This is a genomic window from Sorangium sp. So ce119 (genome assembly GCF_051524405.1).
Taxonomy (GTDB): Bacteria; Myxococcota_A; Polyangia; order Polyangiales; family Polyangiaceae; genus Sorangium; species Sorangium cellulosum_G.
Genome location: NZ_CP150310.1, coordinates 6,506,463 through 6,532,993, shown reverse-complemented (window position 1 = coordinate 6,532,993; position 26,531 = coordinate 6,506,463). Strand labels below are relative to the sequence as shown.

General features: G+C 70.2%; 19 protein-coding genes. 6 read left to right on the top strand and 13 right to left on the bottom strand.

Annotation, left to right across the window (positions count from 1 at the left end):
* Window positions 1-203 precede the first annotated feature (203 nt).
* The 3 genes from WME76_RS24600 to WME76_RS24590 all read left to right on the top strand — a co-directional run bounded on the left by WME76_RS24600 (window position 204) and on the right by WME76_RS24590 (window position 3,694).
* Entirely contained in the window at window positions 204-437 is a 234-nt protein-coding gene (locus WME76_RS24600) for a hypothetical protein (protein WP_437954720.1), read from the top strand.
* Window positions 438-479: 42 nt separating this feature from the next.
* Window positions 480-2,042 (top strand): endo-1,4-beta-xylanase, encoded by a 1,563-nt coding sequence (locus WME76_RS24595; RefSeq protein ID WP_437954719.1) that lies wholly within the window; start codon window positions 480-482, stop codon window positions 2,040-2,042.
* A 530-nt stretch (window positions 2,043-2,572) separates the two neighbouring features.
* Entirely contained in the window at window positions 2,573-3,694 is a 1,122-nt protein-coding gene (locus WME76_RS24590; protein ID WP_437954718.1) for a substrate-binding domain-containing protein, read from the top strand.
* Window positions 3,695-3,767: 73 nt separating this feature from the next.
* Here the strand turns inward: WME76_RS24590 and WME76_RS24585 are convergent, their stop codons facing one another.
* From WME76_RS24585 to WME76_RS24570, 4 genes are all read right to left on the bottom strand, one after another.
* Window positions 3,768-5,513 (bottom strand): hypothetical protein, encoded by a 1,746-nt coding sequence (locus WME76_RS24585; RefSeq protein WP_437954717.1) that lies wholly within the window; start codon window positions 5,511-5,513, stop codon window positions 3,768-3,770.
* Between the two features lie 87 nt (window positions 5,514-5,600).
* On the bottom strand, window positions 5,601-5,948 hold the full coding sequence (locus tag WME76_RS24580; protein ID WP_437954716.1) for a hypothetical protein: 348 nt from the start codon (window positions 5,946-5,948) through the stop codon (window positions 5,601-5,603).
* Window positions 5,948-6,901, bottom strand: a complete 954-nt coding sequence (locus WME76_RS24575; protein WP_437954715.1) for a lipase family alpha/beta hydrolase — start codon at window positions 6,899-6,901, stop codon at window positions 5,948-5,950. The genes WME76_RS24580 and WME76_RS24575 overlap by 1 nt, the downstream gene beginning before the upstream one ends.
* Before the next feature lie 82 nt (window positions 6,902-6,983).
* Window positions 6,984-7,946: an alpha/beta hydrolase family protein gene (locus tag WME76_RS24570; RefSeq protein WP_437954714.1), complete on the bottom strand. Its 963-nt coding sequence runs from the start codon at window positions 7,944-7,946 to the stop codon at window positions 6,984-6,986.
* A gap of 353 nt (window positions 7,947-8,299) precedes the next feature.
* On the opposite strand from WME76_RS24570, the gene WME76_RS24565 reads away from it, so the two are divergent.
* Window positions 8,300-8,959 (top strand): helix-turn-helix domain-containing protein, encoded by a 660-nt coding sequence (locus WME76_RS24565; protein WP_437954713.1) that lies wholly within the window; start codon window positions 8,300-8,302, stop codon window positions 8,957-8,959.
* A gap of 96 nt (window positions 8,960-9,055) precedes the next feature.
* Here WME76_RS24565 and WME76_RS24560 read toward each other — a convergent pair whose 3' ends face one another.
* The 9 genes from WME76_RS24560 to WME76_RS24520 all read right to left on the bottom strand — a co-directional run bounded on the left by WME76_RS24560 (window position 9,056) and on the right by WME76_RS24520 (window position 23,369).
* On the bottom strand, window positions 9,056-15,094 hold the full coding sequence (locus tag WME76_RS24560) for an AAA family ATPase (RefSeq protein ID WP_437954712.1): 6,039 nt from the start codon (window positions 15,092-15,094) through the stop codon (window positions 9,056-9,058).
* A gap of 172 nt (window positions 15,095-15,266) precedes the next feature.
* Window positions 15,267-16,442 (bottom strand): endo-1,4-beta-xylanase, encoded by a 1,176-nt coding sequence (locus tag WME76_RS24555; protein ID WP_437954711.1) that lies wholly within the window; start codon window positions 16,440-16,442, stop codon window positions 15,267-15,269.
* 249 nt (window positions 16,443-16,691) lie between these two features.
* Window positions 16,692-16,892: a DUF6289 family protein gene (locus tag WME76_RS24550; RefSeq protein ID WP_437954710.1), complete on the bottom strand. Its 201-nt coding sequence runs from the start codon at window positions 16,890-16,892 to the stop codon at window positions 16,692-16,694.
* A 328-nt stretch (window positions 16,893-17,220) separates the two neighbouring features.
* Window positions 17,221-18,810 carry an IS1182 family transposase gene (locus WME76_RS24545; protein WP_437954709.1) on the bottom strand — a complete coding sequence of 530 codons (1,590 nt, stop codon included), beginning with the start codon at window positions 18,808-18,810 and terminating at the stop codon, window positions 17,221-17,223.
* A gap of 100 nt (window positions 18,811-18,910) precedes the next feature.
* On the bottom strand, window positions 18,911-20,161 hold the full coding sequence (locus WME76_RS24540; protein ID WP_437954708.1) for an ATP-grasp domain-containing protein: 1,251 nt from the start codon (window positions 20,159-20,161) through the stop codon (window positions 18,911-18,913).
* The gene (locus WME76_RS24535; RefSeq protein WP_437954707.1) at window positions 20,158-21,102 is read right to left on the bottom strand and encodes a hypothetical protein; all 945 of its coding nucleotides are present in this window, start codon (window positions 21,100-21,102) and stop codon (window positions 20,158-20,160) included. Before WME76_RS24535 ends, WME76_RS24540 begins: the two co-directional genes overlap by 4 nt.
* Window positions 21,099-22,049 carry a cysteine synthase family protein gene (locus WME76_RS24530; RefSeq protein WP_437954706.1) on the bottom strand — a complete coding sequence of 317 codons (951 nt, stop codon included), beginning with the start codon at window positions 22,047-22,049 and terminating at the stop codon, window positions 21,099-21,101. The genes WME76_RS24535 and WME76_RS24530 overlap by 4 nt, the downstream gene beginning before the upstream one ends.
* A 17-nt stretch (window positions 22,050-22,066) precedes the next feature.
* Window positions 22,067-22,648, bottom strand: coding sequence for a phosphoribosyltransferase family protein (locus WME76_RS24525; RefSeq protein WP_437954705.1), 582 nt, complete (start codon window positions 22,646-22,648; stop codon window positions 22,067-22,069).
* 334 nt (window positions 22,649-22,982) lie between these two features.
* Window positions 22,983-23,369 carry a hypothetical protein gene (locus WME76_RS24520; RefSeq protein WP_437954704.1) on the bottom strand — a complete coding sequence of 129 codons (387 nt, stop codon included), beginning with the start codon at window positions 23,367-23,369 and terminating at the stop codon, window positions 22,983-22,985.
* Between the two features lie 512 nt (window positions 23,370-23,881).
* Here WME76_RS24520 and WME76_RS24515 point away from each other — a divergent pair.
* Together WME76_RS24515 and WME76_RS24510 are read left to right on the top strand one after the other, a co-directional pair.
* A complete protein-coding gene (locus WME76_RS24515) occupies window positions 23,882-24,868 on the top strand; it encodes a PEGA domain-containing protein (RefSeq protein WP_437954703.1) in 987 nt (328 codons plus the stop codon).
* Between the two features lie 20 nt (window positions 24,869-24,888).
* Window positions 24,889-26,511, top strand: a complete 1,623-nt coding sequence (locus tag WME76_RS24510; protein ID WP_437954702.1) for a hypothetical protein — start codon at window positions 24,889-24,891, stop codon at window positions 26,509-26,511.
* Window positions 26,512-26,531: the final 20 nt, after the last annotated feature.

The window sequence follows — 26,531 nt, the reverse complement described above, 5'->3', positions numbered from 1 at the left end:
GACGCCCGCTGCCACACCGGGGTACAAGGTGCGATTCACGCCGCGGACCTGCTGCCGTCTCCCCCAGCGACGAGGCGGCCCGGGGTCGAGTGCTTCAAGGATGTTTCTTCTCGGCGTGGCGGGCGGAAGATCGGAATTGACATTCTTGATGTGAGCGTTCACAATCCCGCCTCATTCTTCGACTTTGCCCTGAGTGAGTCGTCATGAGCACCGGGATCTCCGTCATCGAGATCGAATTCTTCACCGACCCTGTTCGTTCGGTCGTGGCGGACACATGCGACGGCGCTGCCCGGAGCGCACAGAACGAACTTATCCGCTCCGCGCGCAAATTGAGCGAGCTTCATCCGCAGCGGCAATGGCCAGCGCGGTGGCACCTCGGGAGCCTTCAGCGCGCGGCGAGCGGCCCCGAGGCACGCAAGGGCAGCGTCGAGCCGTAGAACAGTCCGCGTTTCACTTACTTAGCACACGAGGAGAACACGATGAGATTTGGAACGAAGCATGCCTTGCTTGCGGCGGCGACGGGTATCCTCGCCGTGTCGTGCGTCATCGACCCCGAGGAGGCGTACGACGCCGAGACCGAGGAGGAGGGGTCGCTCGAGGGCGCCATCTCGATCGATGGGAGCGCGACCTACACGATCGTCGGCGCGCAGAGCGGAAAATGCGTCGAGGTGGCTGGAGGCAGCACCGCTGACGGAGCGGGATTGCAGATCGCCACCTGCAACGGCTCGACGCGACAACAGTTCCGCGTGGAGTCGGCAGGCGGCAGCTACTACCGCATCCGCAATGTAGCCAGCAACCGGTGCCTGGACGTCTCGGGCTCCTCCACCAGCGACGGCGCCCGCATCCAGCAATACTCCTGCTGGAACGGGCAGAACCAGCAGTGGTCGCTCACGGACGTCTCCGGGGGCGTGCGTGTCACGGCGCGCCACAGCGGCAAGTCCCTGGACGTTGGCGGCAGCGGGGACGGCGCAGGCCTCCAGCAGTGGGGCTGGGCGAACGGCGCAAACCAGAAGTTCTCGTTCCGGACCGGGGGGGGCGGAACGAGCAGCAGCTCGAGCAGCTCCAGCAGCTCCAGCAGCGCCAGCAGCTCCAGCAGCTCGGGCACGGGCGGCTCCGGCGGCGCGGGTGGCGGTGGCGGCGCCGGCGGCGGCGGCGGCGCGGGCGGTGGCGGCGGCGCCACGGGCGCGAAGTTCGTGGGCAACATCACGACCAGCGGCGCCGTGCGCGACGGCTTCTCGAGGTACTGGAACCAGATCACGCCCGAGAACGAGGGCAAGTGGGACGCCGTCGAGCGGACCCGCGGGAACAAGAACTGGGCCGCGCTCGACCGGATCTACAATTACGCGAAGGCGAACAACGTCGTCTTCAAGCAGCACGTGTTCGTCTGGGGCGCCCAGCAGCCGAGCTGGCTCGCGGGCCTCTCCGGGTCGGAGCAGCAGGCGGCCGTGAAGGATTGGATGCGGTCGTTCTGCGCGCGCTACCCGGACACGAAGTACATCGACGTGGTCAACGAGCCGCCGCCCCACACCACGCCGTCGTACAAGAATGGCATCGGCGGCGACGGCGCCAGCGGCTGGGACTGGATCGTCAACTCCTTCAAGTGGGCGCGCGAGTACTGCCCGAACGCGGTCCTGATCCTCAACGACTACAACAACATCGAGTACGAGAACGATCACCAGAACTTCATGAGGATCGCGCGGGCGGTGATCAACGCAGGTGCCCCGGTCGACGCCCTCGGCGCCCAGGCCCACGACGCCTACAAGATCAACACCAGCACCGTGAAGTCGTACATCGACAAGATGGCCGCGCTCGGCAAGCCCGTGTACATCACCGAGTACGACATCGGCATCGCGGACGACAACCAGCAGAAGCGGGTGATGGAGGAGCAGTTCCAGATGTTCTGGAACCACCCGGCCGTCCCCGGCATCACCCTCTGGGGTTACATCGTCGGCGCCACGTGGCGGGACAACACCGGTATCCAGCACTCGAACGGGACCATGCGGCCGGCCATGTCCTGGCTCATGAACTTCCTCGGCCGGTAACGGTCGGGCGGAGCGGCCGCTGCACCAGGCAGCGCGCCGCGATCTCGAGGTAACGACGCGGCAGAGGGCGCAGAGGGCATCGACGACCGATGCCTCTGCGCCCTCTTCGCCTTCCATCGCAGCGTCGAGGCGTGGACGGCGCCGGCAACCCATGTAACCGCGATCACGCGCTGGGCAGGTCGGCGCCGCTCGTGCGCGTTTTGCAAAGCGCGCTTACCTCGGCAGCTCACATTCCCCCGGATCCCAATTCCACCACTCGTCGATTGTTCTCCTGTCACTTGACAGCTCGACCCCGGACGCTGTAACCAGAAAGATCGGGTATGGACGCCGGGACGCCGTTTCTGCATCGCTTCCGCAGGACCACACGGGGCTCGCGCACCGCAGGCGATGCGTGCGCTGTATGGAAACCGGGCTGCACGTGGGATCTGCGTCCCTGGCTTGGTGTCGCGCTCGCGGAGGCATCTCGCTGCAGGATGGACTCTCACGGGAGTACCGCGCGCGATGGATCGAACCACCGACGAGGAGGTCTCATGACCACGGTTGGACGATGCTGGATGGCGGTCTTCGGGCTCATCATGACGACGGCGGCGTGTGGATCGAGCGACGGCGCGGGAACGGAGATCCCACGCATCGATCGGGCGCCAACGCCAGAGAACGAATTCAGGCCCGCGCAGCTCGAGGCGACGATCGATAACCTCATTGCCAGGGTCAATGAGGGCACGGTCGAGCCGATGCAGATGGTGGTCCTGCTGAAGAACCTCACCGGCTTCTTCGCGCCGATCGCCACGGGTGCGAACCGGGCGATGGGTGAGCTCGAGGTCACGGGAAACGTGCTCGGGCCCACTGCCCAGTCGACCGATACGACGACATCGCAGGAAATCCAGAACCAGCAGATCAAGCAGGCGGTGGTGGACGGCGCCGAAGGGATCGGCATCTCGCCCTACGATGACACGAACGCAGCCGCGATGGATGAGGCCGTCGCGGAGGGGGCCCACGTGGTGACGCTCGACGGCGACGTGCCGACCTCGAAGCGCTCGCTCTACGTCGGAACCGTCAACAAGTCTGCCGGGGCCACCGCAGCGAAGACCCTGCTCGCGATGCTGCCCCCGCCGCCAGGCACCGTGCTCATCCACGGCGCCTCCTCACCATCCTGGGTGGACGGGCACAATCGAACGCAGGGGGCGCGGGAGGAGATCGAGGCCGCCGGCTACACGCCCCTGGTGAGCGACGCCATCTTCAACGCCGAGGAGGCCGCCGACGTCGACACGATACAATTCCTGATCGGGGCGGCGGACCCGCCCGTCCTCGGTATCGTCGGCCTGTTCAACATCTCGTACAGGTGCGTGATGGGCGCCGACGTCGCGGGCGCACCGGGTATCCCCATCGTCGCGTTCGACTTCGATCCGAAGACCGTCGAGTACATGCGCGAGGGGCGCATCAAGGCCACACACACACAGCGGCAGTACTATCAGGGTTACCTCGTGCCCTACATCCTCTACGGCATCAAGACCATCGGTCTCGAGGGGACCAAGGAGATCCTCGCCCCGCTGATGGACGGCGATAGCACCGTCAACACCGGCATCGACATGATTCCGGCGGGCAAGATCGACGATTACAACGACTTCCTCGACAGGATCGGCGCGATCCAGTAGCGGCATCGCAGCTCGAGGGGCGTCATGCGCCCGGCGGCGGTCGAGCGGGCGATGGGGTCGCGGTCGAGAAACCCTACATGCCCATCGGGCCCGGCTCGTGGCGGAGGAGGACCTCGCCGCCGATCGGCGGGAGGGCGAGGGCGCGCAGGCCGCCGTCCTTCCAGTGCAGGAAGGCGAGCGAGGGGTCGTCGAGGTCGCGATCGAAGGTGACGGCGAAGCGGGTCGGCTGACCCGCGTCGTCGGCGAGGACGCGGACCGACCAGGCGCCGAGCGGGACGACGTCGCCCGCGCGGAGGGGGTGGCGCCTGGCGCGGACGACGTTCTCGAAGGCGCCGTCGAGGAGGCGGCCATCGACCGCGATCTCGAGGGTGCGGGCGTCGACGCGGCGGACGCGGTGGTCGCGGCCCGCCATGCTGAGGAGATCGACGGTCGCGGGCGGGGGGTCGAACGCGAGCTGGAGCCCGGAGCCGAGGTACATGCCGACGAGCGGATCCGAGAGCCCGATGCCGAGGACGCGCGTGCCCTCGCGCCGAGGGATCTCGGCGCGGGCGAGGACGTCGAGCGCGGTCCTCGAGGTGATCGTGAGGTGAAGGACGCCGAAGAGGAAGACCGGCGCGGCGAGCACGACGTGGAGGAGGCCGAAGAGGGCGACGCCGGCGCGCGCGGGGGCCGCGGCGAGGGCGCGCTCGTCCGGAGCGCGACCGGCGTGGAGGAGGACCGTGGCGAGCGCGGCCACGATGCCGAGGTTGGGGAGGAAGAGGACGCGATCGCCGGGGATGCCCGCGGCGCCGGGGAGGAGCGCGAGCGCGGCGCCCACGAGCAGCCAGCGGAGGGTGCGCGCGTGCTCGGGCGCGATGCGCCGCAGCGCGCGGCGGAGGAGCGAGGAGAAGGCGAGGAGCGCGAGCACGCCGAGGGCCGCGAGGACGCGCGCGGCGCGGGGGTCGAGGGCCGAGACCTCCGCGGGGACGCCGATCAGCGCGGCCTCGGCGAAGACGGCGAGGCGCACGGGGAGCGCGGGCAGGAAGGTCGACGCCTCGGCGATGGGGTCGAGGTAGCCGCCGGAGCCGTAGGCGCCGAAGTGGAGCGCCTTGTAGGTGATCGCGTAGACGAGCGCGAGCGCGACCCAGGGGGCGAAGGCGCGGGCGCGGCGGGCGAGCGGCTCGTCGCGGCCGAGGAGCTCGTAGGCGAAGACGTAGGCGAAGACGCCGAGCGCGGCCTCGCCGGCGAGGAGCGCGATCGCGGCGCAGGCGAGGGCGCCGACCGCGGCGCGGCGATCGCCGCGCTCGCGGGCGCGGAGGTGGAGGGCGAGCGCGCTGAAGCCGAGCGCGCCGACGATCGCGACGTGGCGCGACGAGGGCCAGCCGGCGGCCATCCAGTGGGCGGGGGCGATCGTGAACATCAGGGCCGCGGCGGCGGCGGTCCGCTCGGGGAGGAGGCGCCGGAAGAGGAGCGCCGCGGCGAGCACGGCGGCCGCGTACCAGGCCATCGAGTGCACGTGGTAGGGCAGCGGGTCGCGGCCGGCGAGCGCGTGGTCGAGCGCGAGCAGGCCGCTCGAGAGCGGGCGGAAGAACGAGAGGCGGAGCTCGGGCAGGGTCCACCAGGGAAAGGTGCCGCCGCCATGGATCTGGGCGCGCTGCTCCGCCGAGCCGTTCGCGAAGGTGTAGAGATGAAAGGGGCCCGGCACCGGGGAGGGGATGGTGCCCTCCAGGCGGAGGACCATCATCTGGTCGTCCGTGTAGAGCTCGGCGAAGAGGGACGGGAGCGGGAGGAGGATCGCGAGCGCCAACGCGATCCAGAGCGCGCGCGGGAAGCGGAGCATGGCGCCATCATGGGGGCGCGCGCCGGCGAGGAGAAGGAGGGATCCGCGCGGGCTCACCGTTCCGGGCAGTCGATGGAGAGCCGTGGTTCACGAGCCGACGCGCTCTGTCCCTCGACGGCCGGCCGGCGCGCCCGGCGCGCTGGGCTCGCCCTCGCCCGGCGTCCCCGCTGGCCCCTTCTGCTGCTCGACGACGTGGAGGACCCCATCGATGGTGTAGCCCGCGACCCGGTTGACGAGGCGGATCGCCACGTGGACGCCGGACACCATCGTGTCGTGGACGATCCGGATCCCCCGCACCGGCGCCGCGATCGGCGGGATCTGCTCCAGCAGGTCGAAAGGCAGCTTCGCCGCGTGCTTCTGCAGCCGCTCCACGGCCCGCGAGCCGTTGTCGACAGCATCCTGCACGAGGTCCTTCAGGCCGCGCCACCGCTCCATCACGCCTCCTCCTCGCACCACGCGCGGATCTGCGCGTAGACGTCCGGGTCGCGGGCCAGGCGCAGGTGGCCGAGCGCCGGCATGATCCGCACGTGCTCCTGGGGGAACGGCGAGCACCGGTCCCTGGCCACCGCCCTCCCCGTGGCGCTCCTCAGCGAGACCACCGCGTCCCCGAACAGGAGCGAGAGCCGCGGGTCGGCCGTGAGCGCGCCGGCGATGAGGTGGTGGCGGACGTGCGGGAGCAGGGGCACGGGATGGCGCCGGTTCTGGAGCAGGGCGTCCGCGTCGGCGCCCTCCCAGTCCTCTCGACGCAGGTTGGCATAGGCCAGGTCCTTGATCCCGCCGCTGCGGAGGTTCGCGATGTCGGCGATGAGCTTCGTGTACGGGTTGTCGATGCGCCCGAGCGCCCACGTGACGACGTTGCCGAGGCGCTCCATCGGGGCGCCGAGGTGCGGTGTGCCGAGATAGAAGGCCCGCTTCAGCAGGGGCAGCCACCTCCGCGGCTTGCCGCTCGCCGCGTGCGCGGCGCTGCGCGCGACAAGGCCGCCCATGCTGTGGCCGATGATGGCCAGCTCCTCCACGGGAACCGGATAGCGACAGACGAGCTCCTCGAGGAGGACATCCAGGACCTCCCCGTTCTCGGAGACGCGGAGGCCGCTGTTGTACCGCACGTAGAGCGGCGTGTAGCCGAGATCGCGCGCGAGCCGCGATCCGTACGTCTCGCCGTCCGGCATCGTCCAGACGCCCTCGGTGCTCATCAACCCGTGCACGAGCACGACGACCCGCGGCGTGGCCGGCGCCGCGGCGTCCGCGGGGAGCGCCCCGGCGAGCGGCACGGGGCGCCCGTCGCGGACGAGCTGCATCGCGGTCGCAAGGCCATTGGTGGTCCGCTTCAGGTAGTCGCCGAGGACTCCATTGAGGACGGCAATGGCCGATTCCAGGTTGCTTCCCATGCGACGAGCCGGCCAGCATCCTACCACGGCGCCGCGCCGGGCGCCCCTCGCCGATCGGCGCCCCCCGCTCTCGAGGCTTCGCTTATCGGGAGTCGACCCGTCCGAGCGGGTTGGCCGCGCCGGTCAGCGCGCTTTGCGCTTCCTGCCAGGCGGAGTCTCCGGGGTAGAGCGCGCTGCGGAGATAGGCCCAGGTGAGACGCTGGACGGCAGCCACGCGCGCGGGGTTCTCGTCCGTCGTCTCGGCGACGTCGTATCCCGAGACCCCGCCCAGCCCGTGCCCTGCGCCGAACAGGGTGACCAGGGACTTGGGGCCCGGGGAGAGGTGGTAGGGATCGGCGTGCCAGTCGGGGCCTGCGACCGTCAGGTGAGGAGAGCCGTCCTCGTCGCCGGCGACGACGAGCGCGGGCGTCGTCATCGTGGAGAAATCGATGGTGGAGAAGATAGGATACTTCGTGGCCGCGAGCTCGCTGAGGGCATCGCCGCCTCTGCCGGGCGCGGCGAGCAGCACGCCCGCCTTGATCCGGGGCTCGGCGAGGCGGACTTCCGTTCCGTCGCGCGGATCCTTGTGCCGCGCGCCCAGCAGGACGCTCGCTGTGTGCCCGCCCATCGAGTGCCCGGCGACGGCGACCTTGCTCCGATCCAGGCGCCCGGCGAGCGCGGCGACGGCGCCCTCGATCGCGTCGAGATGATCGAGGATGCGCTTCATGTCCTCGGCCCGCGATCGCCAGTACAGCGGCGCCTCGGGGTGATCGGAGTCCCTGAACGGGAGCGTCTTCGAGTCGAGGTGGGTGGGCTGGATGACGACGAAGCCGTGCGCCGCCCAGTAGCTCGCGAGCGGGGCATAGCCGTTCAAGGAGGAGAGGTGGTTGGAGGGGCCGTGGCCGTGCGAGAGCAAGAGGATGGGCAGTCCGCTCCCGGTCACGGGCGCGGAGACGCGCACCTGGAGGTCGACGGCGCGGCCGGGGGCTGGCAGCACGACGGGGCTGACCGAGAGGACCGGCGTGGGCGCGCGGGAGGTGTCGGCTGCGGGGGTCGGTGCGCTCATGACGCTGCGCCCCCGCTCGCCCCGGTGACGACAACGACGTGGTCTGAGAAATCTCGGTTGCTCATGCGGTACCTCCACCGCCTTCGTATCTCCCGCCGCCGCCCTCCGATTGGAAAGATCGGACATTTTCATCGGTCCTCCCGCGCCGGCTTGACCGGCCGCAGCGGGCGCGCGAGACTACGAGGGTGCCGCGCGCGATGGACTCTGCCGCCGTGACGTCATCGCTCTCCCGCGTCGTGGAGGATGTCCGCGCCGTCGTGCCAGTCGCTGGACGCGCCCTTCACGTCGAATGGCTGCCCAACGGGAGAACGACCCTTGTCTTTCGAGTGATCGAGGAGGGGCGGAGAGGGGATGTGTGCGTCGCGGGCCCGCGGACGCGGGCGCTGTTCAAGGACGCAACGGGCGTCGCGCGGGCGGTGATGCTTCAGTTCAAGCCAGGCTGGTCGGCGCCGCTGCTGGGCGTGGCGGCGAACGCGCTGACGGACCGGATCGTCCCGCTGGAAGAGATCTGGGGCCGTCCGGGCAGCGACCTCTGCCAGGAGCTCCTCGCGGCGCGAGGCCTGCCGGAGGTGCTTGACCGGCTCTCTCACGCGATCGACCTTCGTACCCACCAGGCATCGGAGCCGGCGTCGGCGCGGCTCGCTCGCCGCGCGGTGCGCTTGCTCGAAGGAGACGAGGTCCGGGTGGAGAGCGTGGCGGAGCGGCTTGGCGTCACCGCGCGGCATCTTCGCCGCGCCTTCACGGAGAGCGTCGGTATCGGGCCGAAGGATTTCGCGCGGAGCGTTCGCCTGCAGCGCGCCGTGCGGAGGGCGGCGACCTCGAAGGACTGGGCACATATCGCCGTAGACGCGGGCTATTACGACCAGGCGCACCTCATCGCCGATTTCCGGGAGCTCGTCGGGCTGACACCGGGCGCCTTCCTGAAGCGCGCGGGCGATCGGGGCGCTCGCTCCGGCTCCGGCGAGGCGGGGGCCGATCTCCACGACACCACGGAGCGACGCGGGATCGGCTGACCCCCAGACGGGCGGCGCGATGTCTCGATGCCGCGGCGCGCGGCCACGACGGGTGAGGGCGTCCGGGTCGACGCGGTGCCAGGTGGCCTGGGACGCCTACGCCGGTGAGGGCGAGGAGCTCTGACCGTCTGCCGCCGCTTCGATCTCCGCCGGCTCCAGCGGGAGCTCCACGAGGAACGTGGCGCCGGCGCCTGGCCTGCTCTCCACGCGGATGGTGCCGCCGTGCGAGGTCACGATCCAGCGGACGATGTAAAGGCCGAGGCCGAGTCCGCCGAAGTTCCGGACCGACACAGCGCGCTCGAAGCGCTCGAAGATCCTGGCGTGATCGGCCTCGGCGATGCCCGTCCCGTGATCCCGCACCGAGAGCAGCGCGCGCCCTTCGTGCCGGCGCACGACGACGTGAATGAGGCCACCGGCGCCGTACTTGATCGCGTTGGACAGGAGGTTGACGAGGACCTGCTCGAGGCGCGACGGATCCCAGCGCCCGACCACGGGCTCGTCCAGGTCGAGCTGGACGCGACAGCGCGCGCTCGCGAGCTGCTGACCCATCCGCTCGACGGCCTCGCGCGCCAGCGACGCCAGATCGACGGGCGCGCGCGCGAGCGTCATCCGCCCGGCGTCCAGCCGCGTCACGTCGAGCAGCTCGTCGACGAGGTGCCCGAGCCGCGCGATCTGGCGACCGATGACCTGGAGCGACGCGTCGATCCGCTCCGGGGCGACCTCCGCGCGCTGGTAGCGACCCAGCAGCCGCTCCATGAGGTGTGCCTGCATCTGCAGCGAGGTCAGGGGGGTCTTGAGCTCGTGCGAGGCGACGAGGAGGAATTCGTCCCGCCGCTGGATGGCCTCCTGGGCCTCGGCGTACAGGCGGGCGATGTCGAGCGCGAGCGCCGCGCGGCGCCCCAGCTCCTCGGCCAGCCGCAGCTCGTCGGGGCCATAACGGCGCCGAGGCGTGGTCGCCAGCAGGGTCATCACCCCGAAGCACCTGTCGCGCGCGAGGAGCGGGACCCGGAGCCATGCGTGGATGTCGAGCTGCTCCAGGAGGCGCCTGACGGGCTGGTCGAGCCGGTGCACCTGCTGGGAGAGGGGCGCGGCGGGGCCCGCTTCGCCGCCGGACCCGGCCGATGGCGCCCCCGCAAGACGCAGCGCCTCCCTCAAGGCCTCCACCTGCTCGCAGGGCACCCCTGCGGCGGCTGCGCTGCCCGGCGCGCGGTCGTTCAGGGCTGCGTCGACGATGCACTGGTCGGCGAGCTCAGGCACCGCGAGCTGCGCCACGCTCTCGAAGGTGGCGCCATAGCCGAGCATCATCAGCTTCCGGCTCGCCTCGGCCAGGAAGCGCTCGGCCTGCTCGGCCCGCTTGCGCTCGGTGATGTCGGTGGAGATGCCGCCGAGCGCGCCGGGCGCGGGCCCCCCGTCGAGGGGGAATTTGACCGACAGGAAGGTGTGCGGCCCGTCGTCGAGCCATACCTCCTCCTCCCACTCCATCGGCGTGCCCGCCTCGAGCACCCGCCGGTCGTGGTCTTCCACGGCCGCGGCGAGCGGAGCAGGGAACAGATCGGCGACAGTCTTGCCGAGGATCTCCTCGACGGGCAGGCGCAAGGTGTTGCTCACGTGCCGGTTGACGAGCAGGTGTCGGCCTTCGCTGTCCTTGACGTAGATTCCCGCCGCCGAGTTGTCGACGATGGCCTGGAGCATCTGTTGATTCGCCTTGAGCGCCTGTTGCGCTCGCCGCCGCTCGGCGTTCTCCTGCTCCACCTCCGAGAAGAGCATCGCGTTCTCCAGCGAGATCGCCGACTGCGAGGCGAGCAGCTCGATGACGCTGAGCCGCGCGGAGGTGAAGGCGCCGGTGACGAGGTTGTTCTCCAGGTAGAGCAGGCCGACGAGCCGGGTCTCGCGCACGATCGGGAGGCACAGCACCGATTTCGGGCGCTTGCGCCGGAAATACTCGTCCTCCATGAAGGGGTGCCGGGCGGCGGCGTCGTCGAGCAGCACGCGCTCGTGGCTCCGGCGAACATAGTTGAGGACGGACTGCGGCAGCGCGGCCGAAGGCGCCTCGCCCGCGCCGAGCAGCCTCGCCGCGCCCCCCGGCGCCTCGATCGCCGCAGCCCACAGGCGATCTTCCCGGACGAGGAGGACGCATCCCTCCTCGGCGCCCGCGTGCTCGACCACGAGGCGGAGCAGCGTCTCGAGCAGCCGCGGTAGCTTGATCTCGCCGGAGATGCTCTGCGCGGACTTCACCACGGACAGGACGTCGAACTGCTCGGCCCGCACGGCGAAGGTGATGGTAGGGGCCATCGGCCTGCGCTCGACGAGGTGGGGGTAACGCTGATCGAGCTGCTCCACCTTGGCGTGGGCGCCCCACGCGAAGTAGCAGGCGCGGGCCCTGCGCAGGTAGCAGTCGGCGGGGGTGGTGACCCCGCGAGCGCGGTAGAACCCCGCGGCGAGCTCGCAGGCGATCGCCTCGTGCTGGACGAAGCCGCCCTCCCGCGCCGACGCGATGGCCTGCTCGTAGAGAAGGATGGCCTCCAGCCCGTCCCCCAGGAGCCGCGCGATCTCGGCGCGGACCAGGGCGTGCTTGTGAAGGAAGTTGTCGGGGCCGCTCCTGGCCCACTCCCCGAGCTGCCGCTCGCACTCGAGCAGCGGCTCGGGGAGCTCCCCGAGCGGCGTGGGTCGCGCCTCGTCGCAGAGGGCCGCGAGCGAGAGCGCGAGATAATAGAAGTTCTCGGCGGTGACCGCGTGCGGCTCGTGCCTGAAGGAGTGCTCGACCTTCACGCGAGTCGCCGCCGCGCACGCCTCGCCGGGAGAGCCGAGCACGAAGAGCGCCTGGGCCTTGGCGCTGTGATGATGGTTGAGGACGGGCCGCAGATCCCCCTCCTCCAGCCACGCCTCGAAGGCCCGCAGATCCAGCTCGGACCCGTCCAGCGTCGAGAAGCGGACCGGCCTCCCGCGCAGCGTCTGGATCATGGCGTGGCCGCTGAGGAGGGCGCAGTACCCGAACGTGTGACCGAGCCTGCGCACGAAGCCGAGGCGCTCTTCGACGTCGTGGAGCACGTCCTCCAGCGGCTCGCCGCAGAGCAGCGGGAACAGCGCGGCCCAGACGCTGTTGATGCACGCCATGTTCAGGTTACCGGACTCGACCGCGGCGCTGAAGCCGGCGCGCGTGTACGGATACGTCTCTCTGTAGTGGCGTGTCCAGAACACGACGTGCTGTCCGAAGAGGGTGAACGCCGTCGATCTCGTGGTGAGCAGGCCGCTCCTCTCCGCCAGGTCGTGGCCGAGCTTGCCGAGCCGGTACGCATCCCGGTATCGCCCGGACCTCGGGCCGAACAGCCTCGCGAAGATGGTGTACGCATGCGCTGACGTCTCGGCGTTGCCATGACGCAGGCTGAGCTTGACCATGCGCATGGCGACGAGATAGTGCAGGTCCGGGTCCACGAAGAGCGCGGGACCGATCATGCCGTCCAGCACGCCCATCGTGGTTTTTGCCTCCGGGTGCGTCATGGGGGGCAGATGGATCAGGTCCTCGATGGGACGATCGCCCAGGGCCTGCCAGAAGCTCTCGGTCTCCTCCTCGATCTGTGCGCCGGCGGGGTGGAGCGGCAGATCGATGTCGCAGGCGCGGAGCCACGAGCGCCCGATCTCCACGGCGCGGTCGCATTGCCCGCGCGTCAGATGGAAGGCAAGGATGAGCGTGACGACGGCGGCCGTCTCGCTCCGGGTTATCGCGCGATCGCGGAGCTCTTCGAGGAGCCGCTTGGCTTCCTCGAAGCCGCCGGTGATGTACGCGGCGTGCGCGCGCTCGAGGGTCAGGGCATAGGCCAGCTCGTGCTGCGTCTCCCAGGGGTCCGGCGCGAGCAGGGAGAGGCCAGCGGCGAAGAGCGCGGCGGCGGACTCGTAGGCCACCGCCGCCTTGGCCTTCCTGCCCGCGCGCAGGTTCAGCGCGGCGAGATCGTCCCGCTCCGCCCGGGAGCGCAGGAGCGCGGCGCCGCGGTTGAGGTGGCCGACGACCTCGAAGAGCCCGTCGTCGCGCTCCTCCGCGCGCTGCGCTTGGAGGAGCAGCCGCCCGATCTCCAGGTGCATCTCGGCGAGCTGTCCCGCCGGGATGAGCGAGGTTGCGGCTTGCTGCACCCGGTCGTGGAGGAATCGATAGCCAGAGCTCCGGCGGAGGAGCAGCCCCTCCCGCACCGCCTCCTCGAGCGCCTCGCGGAGCTCCTCCGCCGCGCGCCTCGCGACCACCGCGAGGGTGTCGAGGTCCACGCTGCTCCCGAGGCACGCGGCGAGCTTGAGCGCGTCCTGCGCCCGGGCCGAGAGCCGCTTCAGCTTGCCCGCCATCAGCTCGACGACGTTGTCGGTGAACCCCTTGTCGCGGATCGCGGCGATGTCCCATCGCCACCCGCCCTGCTCCGCGTCGAAGGCGATGAGCCCCTCCTGGTGCAGCGCGATCAGGAACTGGAGCACGAAGAACGGGTTGCCGCCGGTCTTCTCGTACACCAGCCGCGAGAGCGGCTCGGCCTGCGCTTCGGGCGCGTGGACCGCCTCGGCGACGAGCGCTCCGACATGGGCGGCCGAGAGCGGCTCGAGGACGAGCTCGGAGACGGCGGCGCCGCGCTTCCGCGCCTCGGCCAGCGTGAGCCGCAGCGGGTGCGCGGGGCCGACCTCGTTGTCGCGGTACGCGCCGATCAGCAGCAGGTGCTCGGACCCGGCGTAGGTGGCGAGCTGCTCGAGCAAGAGGAGGCTTCCCGCGTCGGCCCACTGCAGATCGTCGAGGAAGAGCGCCACGGGGTGCTCCTTCCGGGCGCACGCTGCGACGAAGCGCTGGAGCGTCGCGTGCAGGCGACTCTGGGCCTCGGTGGGCGGGAGCTCGGGCACGGGCGCCTGTGGGCCGAGGAGCAGCCCGAGCTCGGGGAGCACGTCGGCGAGCAGCCTTCCGTCAGGGCCGAGGGCCTCCCGCAGGCGCTGTCGCCAGCGCTCGACCTGCTCGTCGCTCGCGCCGAGGATCTCCTGCACCAGCGCCCGGAACGCCTGATGGAAGGCGCGGTAGGGGACGTCCCGCGCGGTTTGATCGAACGTGCCGGAGAGGAAGAACCCCCGCTCCCGCACCACCGGCGTGTGCAGCTCGGCGACGAGCGACGACTTGCCGATGCCCGCGTAGCCCCCCACGGTCACGAGCTCTGGCCGGCCCTGAGCCACCACGCGCTCGAACGCGGCGAGCAGCGCCTCGACCGCGCGCTCGCGCCCGTACAGCCGCTGCGGGATCTGGAACCGGTCCGAGACGTCGCGCTGGCCGAGCGGAAAGGCGTCGATCGTGCCGGTCGCCCGCCATCGGGCGAAGCACTCGTCCAGGTCGCGCCGCAGGCCGGTCGCGCTCTGGTATCGCTCCTCGGCGGCCTTGGAGAGCAGCTTGAGCACGACCGCGGACAGGAGCGGCGGAATCGAGGGGACGAGCGCGTGCGCCGGCGGCGGCGTCCGCGCGATATGGCAGTGGACCCACTCGACGGGATCGCCGGCCTGGAACGGCAGGGTGCCAGTCAGCATCTGGTGAAAGGTGACGCCGAGGGAGTAGAGATCGGTCCGCTCGTCGATCCAGCGGTTCATCCGGCCTGTCTGCTCGGGCGCCATGTACGCCAGGGTCCCCTCGATGAGCCCGACGGGCGCGAGGTGCTGGTGCTCGCGTTGCGATAGGCAGGCGATCCCGAGATCGGTGATCTTCACCTGCCCGGTCTCGGGGTTGTAGAGCAGGTTCTGGGGCTTGATGTCCTTGTGGATGATGTGGTGGCGGTGCAGCTCGGCGAGCGCGTCGGTCAGGCGCAGGGCGAGGGGGAAGAAGCGCTCGAGCGGCGTCGGCCCTCCGAGGAGCCGTTCGAGCGAGCTGCCGCCGAAGTCCTCCAGGACCAGCGCCACCTGATCGCCGAGCCGCTCGACCGCGTGCGGCCGGACGATGGCGGCCGACGCCTCGACCGCCCTGGCGATCTCGTGCTCGCGGCGCAGCCGCCTGAGGGCCTGGGGGCTCGCGTGGTCGCGTCGCAGGACCTTGAGCACCACCGGTTGGCCGTCATCTCGACGCCGGGCTCGGTACAGGACCGTATCGGCCCCTTCGTACAGGAGCTCCAGATCGACATAACGTGAAGTGGCCAGCATACCAGGAGCTCTGGAGGTTGCGGAAGAGGCTCCCTAGGCACTGCATCCCCACCGCGGATGTTGCCAGAACCACCGCGCTTCGCCACGGGCAAACGAGGCGGCTCTCGCGCCGGCTTGCTCGCAGGTAGGGCGCCGCCGCCCGGAGGCGCTCGCGCTCACCGCGCGCGAGGGATCACTCCCCGCGACCGAGGAAGTCCATCAGCCAGGTCATGGCCGGCCGCGGGGTGCCGTCCCGGCGCAGGAGGCCCGTGTTGGTTCGCCAGGTGGCGCCGACGACGTAACCCCACAGGGTGATGCCTTTGACGGCGCTGTGGTTGTAGAACATCGTGAACTGCTCCTCCATCACCTGGCGCTGCCGGTCGTCGTCCGCGAGGTCGATGTCGTACTCGGTGATGTACACGGGCAGGCCCGTCGCGGCGAGCCCGTCGATGTAGCCCTTCACGACGTCGGTCTCGATCTTGTACGCCTCGTGGGCCTGCGCGCCGATGGCGTCGACCGGGGCGCCCGCGTCGAGCAGCGTCTTCACCAGCTCGACGAAGTGTCTGTGTTCGGTCTCGTACTCGATGTTGTTGTAGTCGTTGAGGATCAAGGTCGAGCCCGGGCAGAACTCGCGAGCCCATTTGAAGGAGTTGACGATCCAGTCGTGGCCGCTCGCGCCATTGCCCCCGATCGCTTCCTTGAAGGAAGGCGTCGTGTGGGGCGGCGGCTCGTTCACGACGACGATGTACTCCGTGTCGGGGTACCGCTCGCAGAACGCCTGCATCCAGCCCCGCACGGCCTGCCGCATCTCGTCCGCGGAGAGAGTCCCGAACCAGGCCGGCGTCGGCGTACCCCACACCATGGCGTATTGCGTGAAGGGAATCCCGTGAGCCTGCGCGTAGTCGTAGACGGGGTCGAGCCTGCTCCAGTCCAGAACACCGCGGGACGTCTCGATGGTGGTCCACCTGCCCACGACCTCGGGCGTGATCTGGTCCCAGTACCGGATGAAGTCGTCGCGCACGACGTTGTTCGTCGTGATGTTGCCGACGAACTTGCGGGGGCTCGCGCCGCCCGAGCCGCCGGCCCCGTCGCCCGAACCGCCGGTTCCGGAGCTGCCAGTCCCGGAGCCTCCGGAGCCGCCGTCGCCGGAGCCGCCCGTGCCAGCGCCGCCGGCGCCCGCGCCGCCCGTGCCAGCGCCGCCCGTGCCAGCGCCGCCCGTGCCAGCGCCGCCGGTCCCCGTCGTGCCGGCGCTGCCGCCATGGCCGCCCGCTCCCGTCGAGCCGGCTGCGCTCGATGAGCCGCCCGGACCAGCGTCAACCGTGTCCGTCCTGCCTGAACAGCCGGAGAGGGCCGAGAGGGCGACTGCCACCGAGGTGGCGCCGCACAACCATCGAGAAGAACGATTCTTTTTCATGCCATGCGCTCGTGGGCTGAAGGACCGCGATCGGCAGCTCCAGAGGAAAAATCAATCGACAGCAGCACGAGCTGGGGAGCACGCGCTCCAGAGATCGACCCCTGGATTCCCGCTGGCCGTCGGATCGACTGTACACGGTCACGAGAGCTGGTGAAAGGTGAGGTGCGACGGCGCGTGTCGCCGTCCATCTCCGGCGCGCGGCGGTCAGGGAGGAGGCGGGGTGCAGGTGAAGCAGCCGCCACACTCGTAGTGCGACGTCTTGCTGCCCCACGCGATCGGGTTGTTGCAGCAGTCACGGCCGTACTGGCCGACGACCGTCGTGTAGCTCTCGTCGCTGTAATAGGTGCAGCTTGCCCCGGGCGCGGCCTCGCTCGAGGGGACGAGCAGGGCAGTGGTTCCCAGCATCGCTGCACCTGCCGTCAGGGCAGCGAAGAAGAGCCGCAAGCGGGTAGCAGTTCCGAGCCGACGCATGGACGTTCCTTTCGCGATGGAGGCCTGTTCCGGCCCCCTGGTTGATGCGAGATACCTTAGACCGAGCGCTCGACCCGGGCAAGCGCTCCGGCCGGAGCGCCCTGTGCGCGCCATCAGCGGATCCATTCATCCGGCTCGGTCCGGTCGGCTCGGCGCGCTTCACGATATGTCACTTAACATTGCACTTCTTCATCATCGCGCCGCGCCATGGCGCCGGCGCCTAGAGCGACAAACATATTGAAAACCATTTAATTCCGGCAGGTTACGCTGCCTGCTGCAGCAGGCGTTGGGCCGCCTCGAGATTCTGGATCGCTGCTGCGCGCCGGAGGTCGAACAGATTTCTCCTGGCGCCGATGTAGCGTGCAGTGTGGCCCTTCCGTGCCGCGATGTGGGCGAGCGCATGCTCCACAGCCACCCGCTGGCGGAGCACGGCGCGACCTGCCCCCGTCTGCTGCAGCTTCCGGAATTTGCGCTGCAGAGCCTCGTCCTCCGCGATGGACACGGTCCGCCCCCGTCCCGAGGCGGCTTGGGTGCACCTGGCTCGGAGGGGGCACGCGCCGCACTCTTCAGGATCAAACTCGACCGTGTCGCCCGGCTCGAATACCTCGACCTGTCCTGCCGGACAGGTGATCGTCTTGGTGCGTAGGTCGATCTTAAAGTCGCGCTTGCTGAACAGGTTGGGGCTGCGAGCACGCTGTCCCCAAGGCTTCGAGAACACCTGGCCACCGTCGCGGATCACGTCGTCAACGACGGGACTGTTCACATAGGCGCGATCGATGTGGAGCTCGCCGAGGCGCAACCGCTGATGTTGAATGTCCTCGGCGATCGGTGCGGCCCCCTCTTCCTCGGGGCGATTCGCTGGCGTGACCGCGCAGGCGACGATGACGGGAAGGTCAAGGTCGCGTGCGATGTGTTCCTTGTAGCCGTCGAACCGTTTCGAGCGGCTCTTTCTGCCGTGGCGCATCTCGGCGTCCTCAATGGCGACGCGGCGGTCAGGCGCAACGCCTTGCCGGATGCGAACGGCCCCATCCTCCGCCAGTTCCAGGTCTTGGTCCCGAACCTGTGTGACCGCATCCAAATAGAAGCGGAGCGGCTGCTCGACGACGTCGCCCAGATGGCGGTCCACCCACTGCTGCAGCGATGAGACCTGCCGCTCCAGGATCTGAATCGCCGCCGCCTTCTGTTTCGGGTCGCTCCAATCGAGGTCGAGCCCGGCCTTGATGCTGGGAGCCAGCAGCAGCGGGATGCCCGCCTTACGACAGATCTCCTCGGGCGGGCGCTCCGTGATCTTCGACACGACGCGGACGATGCTGCGTGCTGCATGGCCGAGCAGGTTGATCGTGTCCTCAACCCGCCCGGCTCCCGCTAAAGGGCGGCTATCGATGGCCACGCGCAGCGCTTTGGACACCGCGCGCCTCTCGCTCTCCGTCATCGCGCCCGAGCGAACGAGCGCCACGGTCCGCTCCAGCAGCACCCGGTCCATCTCATGCTCGACCATCCGCTCTCGGAACGCCTGCAGCGCGCCCTGCGAGAATGCGGGCGTGGCCGCCCCCAGGCAGCCGAGCACCATCTGCCAGCGAAGGTCGACGATCGACAGCTCCACCGCCTCGGCATCCGATGCGCCGACGTAGCCCTGGAGCAGCGTGACCATGCACATCAGCGCCGGCGAATGCGGCGGCTCACCTGCTCCCGTGGTCCGGTACATGCTCTCCAGCTGCTCCTGGAACGTCTCGTCGAAGAGCTCGTGCCGGTGCAGCCTGAGAAAGCCGAACAGGGCTCGCACCCGGGTCAACCGCTTCATGAGCGCCTGTTCCTGCCGCGACAGCTCCACCGGCGGCAACCATCGTTCCATCCGTGCACCTCCGGGCGCGGACGAGACCATTGCTCGGCGAGACCGTCGAGCCTTCCATCGAAGCGCTCGGGATTACCACAAAATCAAACTGATCGGTCCTCTAGTCGAGCTCGTAAAGGCCGCTCAGCTCCAGGGCGCGTATCGCCTCGTAATCCCTGCGGAGGACCTCGGGGTCCTCGTGGATGAGGTAGACATGGCCTGACGAGGAAAACGCGTCGACGGTCTTCCTCAGGCGCGCGCCGGGGCGAGCGTAGAGGCACATGTCGAAGAACGACGGCAGCCGCCGGATCTCGTCCAGGCGATCCAGAGACCGCAGGACGCCATCGCGAGGGACGATGAGCGACACGTACCGCAGCCGCTTCGTCATCCGGTAAGGGACGCCGACCCTCCGGAGCAGCTCCGCGGGGCGCACGTAGGACTCGACCGCGAGCTCGACCTGGCTGCGCTGCATGCACGCCGAGACCGCGGCGGGGATGATCGAGCCGGCCAGCCGGGCGCCCGTCTCCAGCAGGATGGGGCCGCGCGCGGTCATCATGATCTCGCTGTGGGCGGGGCCGACCCGGACCCCGAGCGCGTCGAGGACGCGGACGACATAGCCCCGCAGCGCGGCCTGGGGGGCGCCCTCGAACGGCAGCGGCTCCTCCCAGTCGTAGATGCTGCCGGCCCCGGGCACCGTGCGCTTGTGGTACTGCCATATCTCCGCGACATGGTGCCTGCCGTCGGCGCTGACCGTGTTGACGAAGTACTCGGTCCCTTCCAGGAACTCCTGGGCCAGGACGTCGCGGTTCTGCCGGCCCGTGACGCTCCTGCTCGAGGTGATCCGCTGGAACGCCGCGGCCACCTCCGCTTGCCCCCGGCAGAACATCACGTTGTCCGACCCCGAGCTGTCGACCGGCTTGAGCACGACCGGCCAGCGCTCCAGCGCGGACGCCCACGCCACGACGTCGTCCTGGCGAGCGGACTTGAGCTGCCTCGCCACAGGGACGCCCGCGCGCCGCAGCGCCTCGCCCATCTCGAACTTGTCGCGCCGCGCCCGGCTCAGCTCGGGGGCGTTGCACGGGAGCCGCATCCGCGCGGCGAGCGCGTCGCCGAGCTCGACCCCGAGCTCGCAGCCGATCATGAGCAGCTCGACCCCGCGCGCGGACAGCGCCCGGGCCGTCGCGTCGACGTCGCCGTCGTGCGCCACGCTCGCGACGAAGTCGTCCGGGTGAAACGACGCGGCGCCGATGTCGGGGATCACCTGCGTGCTCTGCACATGAATGCACGAGAAGCCGTGCTTCCGCAGCTCGGCGGCGAGGTACTGGCCGGTCGAGTACGCGTCGACGATGGCCGCTGTTCTGGTGGCGTTCATTGCGGGCTCCTCTCCATCTTGTAACGGGCCACCACGCTGGTGGAGACCAGGAGGGTGATGAGGACGATCAGCGCGAGCGAGGTGACCGAGAAGGCGATCCTGTCGTCGAACATCTGGAGCAGGAACGTCAGGATCGGCGCGGCCGTCACGATCAGGGCGACCGAGACCGGCTCGAGCCGCTGGATGCCGACCTGCAGCAGGTACAGCGGGAAGACGATGCCGATGATGGACAGCGAGAGCGCCGGGATCATGATGTCGAGCCGTACGAGCGCCCCCCCGATCGCGGTCCTGCTCAGCGCGAAGGTGACGCCGATGAGCAGGAGAAAGCGGACGGACATGATGGCCGACGCGCTGAGCCCCCGCTCGGCCAGCCTCTTGGAGTAGATGAGGCTCCCGGCGCCGAAGACGCCCGACGCGACGCCGCTGACGAGCCCGAGCAGCGTCCGAGCGCCCGTGGCGGGGGCGCGGGCGATGGACGACCACGACAGGAGCAGCACCGTGATGAAGATGCCTGCCGCGCAGCACCACTCGATCTGCAGCACGCGAGACTGCCGCCTGAGATAGCGCCCGAGAATGATGGTGCAGATCGGCCCGATGGCCACGGAGATCCCGTTGACCAGCGCCGGCTCCACGTATTTCAGCGCGTAGAAGAGCCCGACCCAGGTCACCGCGGTCGTGAGGTTGAGCGCCAGCACGTCGGACGGCCGCTCGAGGGCGATCGCGACGAACCTGCTCCTCCGGAGCAGCTCCCTCGCCGTGAAGACCGCCCACGCGCTGGTGAAGCAGAGGAACATCAGCAGCATCGGGTCGATCCGCTGGAGGACGTTCCCCGCGTAGACGTCCAGCGCCGCGGAGAAGAGGCTGAAGGCGCCGACCGCGACGACGCCCGCTGTGTCGACGCGGGGAGACGGGCGCCCGAGGGCCGCCGAGGCGGTCGTCACGGCGGGCCCCCCACGCAGCCGTAGTTCCCGTCCCAGACGCTGAAATACTTCCACGCCGAGTCGAAGAGCACGGTCACGATGTTCTTCCCCGGTCCGAGCCGCCGCGCGTGCCGCAGGGCGATCGCGACATTGCCGCCGGCCGTCGGCCCGACGAAGAGCCCCTCCTGGTCGATGAGGGCCTTCATCATCGTCCAGCCCTCCTCGCCTGACACGACCTCGACGTCGTCGACCAGGTCCTCACGGAGGACGCTCGTCAGCTTCCCGGGGCCGAGCCCCATGAGGTTGTGAGAGCGCTGCTGGAACGGCGCGCCGTGGCGCCTGGCGTGGAGCGGCGCCGACCTGTCCACCTCGATGGCGACGGTCCTCATCGCGGGGAAGCTCGCCTTGAGCTCCTCGGCGATCCCCGAGAAGGTCCCGCCGGTGCCGATGGCGCAGATGAACAGGTCGACCACCCTGTCCAGGGCGCGGAACGCGCTGACGATCTCGGCGCCGCACCGGCGCCAGGCGCGCCGGTTCAGCGGGCTGGTCGACTGATCGATGAAGTAGCTGCCTGGGTGTTTGCGGACGTACTCCCGCGCCTGCTCCTCGGCGTGGGTGAGGAACGACTCGCCGTGCGTCTCGATGATCTCGGCGCCGAACGAGCGCATCTGCGTCTTGCGCTCGATCGTCATCCCGGCCGGCATGAAGACGACCACCTTGTAGCCCCTCTCCCTGCCGGCATATGCAAGCGCTGCGCCCCCATTGCCCGTCGAGCACTCGACCAGGGTCATCCCCGGCTCGATCAGCGCCTGTCGCTCGAGCTCGTGAATGATGTACGCGAAGATGCGGTCCTTGTGGCTCCCGGTGGGGTTCTTGAATTCGCACTTCGCGAAGACGGCGGCGTCGCCTGCATCGCAGACCCGCCGCAGCGGGTAGAGCTCCGTCGGCGGCAAATGTCTCTCGCACATCGAACGACGCGCCTCCATCAGGCCGCCTGACGCGAGTTCGAGACGACCCTGGTCCGGCGCAGCGAGGGATCGATCGTCACCTGGATCAGCGATTTCACCTCGAGGCCGAAGCGGGACCGGATGAGCTCGGAGCCGCGGTTGTCCACCTTCTCGACCGCGACGAGCACCTCGACCACGAGCGCTCCGGCCGACTGGACCGCGTCGATGAGCGCGGCGAGCGTCCCGCCGGTGCTGATCGTGTCGTCGACGATGACGACCCGATCCCCGGCGGATATCCCGTTCACGTACAGCTTCCCGGCGAAGTACTCCGACGCGATCGGGACGGTGAGGGAGTGGGTGAGATCGTAGCTGTACCAGCGGGCCACGGCGAGCGGCAGCCGCTTCATGACCGCGACGACGGCGCCGAGGATGGCGCCCTTGTCCTCCTCGACGAGCAGCTTGTCGGCGCTGAACGCGCCGAGGCCGCACAGCCTGTCCCGCACCTCGAGCAGGACCTCGGGCCTCAAGGCAGGCTGCTGATCGGTGAACTCGTTGATGGTCGTGAAATGCTTGCCGCTCTGCACGGCGGGCGCGTTCTCGTACACTTGTTCCAGGAGCATCGGTCTAAGGACCCTTGGTTCATGGTTGCTGTCCCGTGCGCGCTCGGCGCCGGCAGCTCAGGTGTCCCGCTGTCGCGATCGTCCAGACGGGGACCGTCGCTCCCTCGGCAGGGCGGCGCAGAGCGCCGCGGCGCCGGGGTCGGCCGTGCGTGCGCAGCCGGGGCGCGCGCTCTGCGTGCAGCGGAGCGCCCGGCGTGCGCTGGATGGCAGAGCAACCCACGTGCCGGGCCGCGGAGAGGGGCGGCGCGGCGCTGAACGCGCGGGGGTCAGGTCGCGGGAGGGCGTGGAGGCACGCAGGGTTGCGCGATCGAGCAACGGCCTGACAGCCGATGGTTCAGCGAATCTGCCTGAGCAGCGCTTCACGCTCCCTGGCGAGGCGCCCTCGCGGGTACTGCCGCGCGTGGGTCTCGAGCAGCCGGCGCGCCTCGACGTAGCCGAAGGCGCTATCGGTCTCGATGGCCACACGGGCCCGCAGGATCAGGCCCCTCTCGTGGACGCTGGCGGCCGCTCGATCGGCGCTCTCCGGTGTCGCGACCCGAGAAACCGTCACCGCCGCTCGAGCGGGCGCGCTGCCCGCTCCATCCTCGGCGTGCGCGTCCTCGGCGCGCGCGCTTTCTTGTGCCGCCGGCGACGAGCCGTCTTGCCCGGCGTCGGTGGCTCCTGCGGCGCGCTCCACGCCGCCCTGTGCGGCGGGGGCGGCGCCTGGCGCCGCGCCGACCACGGCCGGCTGCGGGCACGGTCCCGGGCCGGGTGAGAGCGGCACCCCGCAGCCGGGGGCGCCGGTCACCACCAGGAGCGCACCTTGGACGAGGATCCTCAGGCCCAGAGGCCTGGGGAGGCGCCGGAAGCCCTCGAAGCTGCCGGAGGTACATGCTGGCTTTCCCATGCTGGTAGCACGTCTGAGCAGGCCCCTTGGGGTCAGCAAAATGCACGAGCGAAGACAATTTGGTGGGATAATGTAGGTAAAAGTGCGGCGGAGATGTCGGCGTGAGCCGGTGAGGCCGGACGAAACAAATCATTGCGGCATCGGTCTAGATTTTCTCGTTCCAAAGTTCGTTCGACAGCCATTGGCGAGGATTGACGCCACGAGGTGGGCGTAAGTACCGTCCGTGAATGCGCGGCGTCGCACAACCGCTGTTGATTTGCTTGATGCTTGGGGCCACTGCCGGCCTTGCGAGCTCGGCAAGCGCTCAGGCTGGCCAGGCGACGTCACGGCGGAGCGAGGGTTCGCCGGTGAAGGATCTCGTCCGCCGCGGTCAGAAAGCTCGCGCTGCGGGGCGGTGGACCGAGGCCTACGAAGCCTACAAGGCAGCCTTGGAGGCGACCGACGCTGCGTCCAGTCCGGTGGCAGGGCGCGCGGAGCTCGCTGGCGAGATCGGCCTGTGCGAGCTCGCGCTTCGCAGGTACCGTGACGCGGCAGAGCACCTGACCCAGAGCCTCGAGCGCCGCGAGGTGCTGCCGATCCAGCTCCAGCGGCGCTTCGAGGTAGGACAGGTCAAGGCGGCGTTTTATGTCGGGACGCTCCTGCTGTCCGTCGATCCGCCGGACGCCGAGGTGCTCATCGACGGCAAGCCCGTCGCCCAGGCCGCGCGGAGCTACAAGGTGTTCCTGGAGCCTGGACGGCACCTGGTGCGGGCCCGGGCGCCGGGCCGCGAGGAGGCTCTCCATTCGATCAGCGCCGTGGCGGGCGTGGAGCACGAGATATCGATGCAACTCCCGCGCGCGGCCGTGAGCGGCGTCAAGGAGGCGCCGGCGACACCGAGGCAAACACCGACGGGGGCTGCCGCCGCCAGGCCAGCGCGGGCCGCCAGCCCGTGGGATTCCTGGCCAGGAGCGCTGCGGATCACGGGGATCGCCGTCACGACGGCCGGGATCTCCGCGGGCACGCTCCTGATGATCCGGGCTGGCAAGATCGACGATGACCTGAGCGCCCGGCGTGACCGGCTCCTGAGCGAGCCGGCCGCGAGCCCGTCGATGTGCTGGCAAGCGCCCCGGAATTCACCGTGTGGCGAGCTGCGGCGCCTGCGCGATGCGCGCAACCTGTCCGGCCGCGCGGGCGTGGCGACGGTCATCGCGGGCGGCGTGGTCGGCGCGGTGACCGCCGCGTCCTTCTTCGTGGATCTGTCGTTCCTGGGGGGCACGCCGGCCCGGGAGCGGGTCCATGTCTCGCCGGTCGCGAGCGGGGGCGAGCTCGGCGCACGGATCGAGGGGCTGTGGTGAGCACACCGGGAGCCGCGGGGATGGGTTCAGTGGCAGGCCGCGGCGGGCTGATGTCAGCCGTCGCTCTCGCGGCCTGCGCGTGGGGAGCCAGCGCGCTGACAGCCTGCGCTTCCTACTCCGAGGATTGCTGGGACATCGTGGCGTGTTCACCCGCACCGGAGCCTCCGCGCGACCCGTGCGAGGGAGAGCCCGGTACGGCGCCAGCGCTCGACAAGTGCGGGGTGTTCGTCAGCGAGCAGGGCGACGACAGGGACCCGGGCACGCGGGACGCGCCGGTGAGGACGTTGCGACACGCGATCGGGCTCGCCGCGGGCGGACGGGGTGACGGCGAGGCGCCGACCCGGCGCGTGTACGCTTGCGGAGGGGCGTTCGAGGAGGCGATCGCGCTGCCCTCGGGGGTCGACCTCTGGGGCGGGCGTCTGTGCGACGGCGGTGATGGGTCGTCGTACGGCGGGGCGTTCGGCGGGCCGGATCGATTGACCACCATCGCGCCGCCGGCGGGGATCCCGCTGCGGGTGATCCAGGGAGAGGGAACGTCGACGATCTTCGGCGTACGCGTCGTGGCGGCGGATGCGTCCGCGGCCGATGGCAAGTCGTCGATCGCGATGATCTTGAGCCCGGGGGCCACGGCGAAGGTGGTGGCGAGCGAGGTCGCCCCGGGCCATGGCAAGGACGGGGAGCCGGGAGAGGACGCGCCGAGCGACCGCGCAAACGACGGTGTGGTCGGGAACGACGGCGCGGATGCTTGCACCGCCGATGTGGTGAGGGGAGCGCTCCCGGTCGTGACCCTTTGCGATCAGGGCATCGAGTCCACGAGCGGCCACGGTGGGCATGGCGGCATCGATTCAGGCGGAGATGGCGCCGCAGGACAGCCGGAGCCTGCGCTGAATCCGGCGCACGAGGGGCTCGGAGGGACCGGCGCCGGCAGCGGGATGTGCACGGCGGGGGAAGACGGCGCGGCGGGGGCTGACGGCGGCAGGGCTGCCGGAGCGGCGGGCGCAGGTTCCCTCGGCGTCGACGGATGGACAGGCGTGCGGGGTGAGGACGGGAAGAGGGGCGGCGTCGGGCAGGGAGGAGGCGGCGGTGGGGGCAGCAAGTCGCCTGAACCCATGACCGCGTGCCCGGCCGGTCGCCCCCAGGGCGGCGCGGCCGGCGGCTCCGGAGGGAGCGGCGGCTGCGGTGGCCGGGGAGGCAAAGGCGGCGGTTACGGCGGCGCGAGCATCGGAATCGTTGCCTTGCAGGGGAGCGTCCTGACGGTCGAGGCCAGCGAGGTCATCGCCGGCAACGGTGGTCACGGCGGTGTCGGGGGAACGGGCCAACCCGGGGGCCTGGGCGGCTACATCGGCCGAGGCGGGAAGCCTCGGTTTGCCGGCAACGCGTGGCGCGGGTGCGACGGTGCGCCAGGCGGCGATGGCGGCCGCGGCGGGGACGCCGGCGGCGGCCTCGGTGGCTCCTCGTTCGGCATTGCGTCGGTGGGCGCCACCGTGACCATTGCCCTGGACGCCTTCGTCACCCCGGGAAAGGCCGGTGGGGGCGGTCTCGCAGGCAATGCAGCCCTGGGTGACGAGGAGGGACGGGGGGAACCGGGACGCGCGAGCTTCTGGTATCGGTTCGATTCGCCGGACCCGGAACCGCCGCAATGAACGACGCCCTGCCAGGCGCA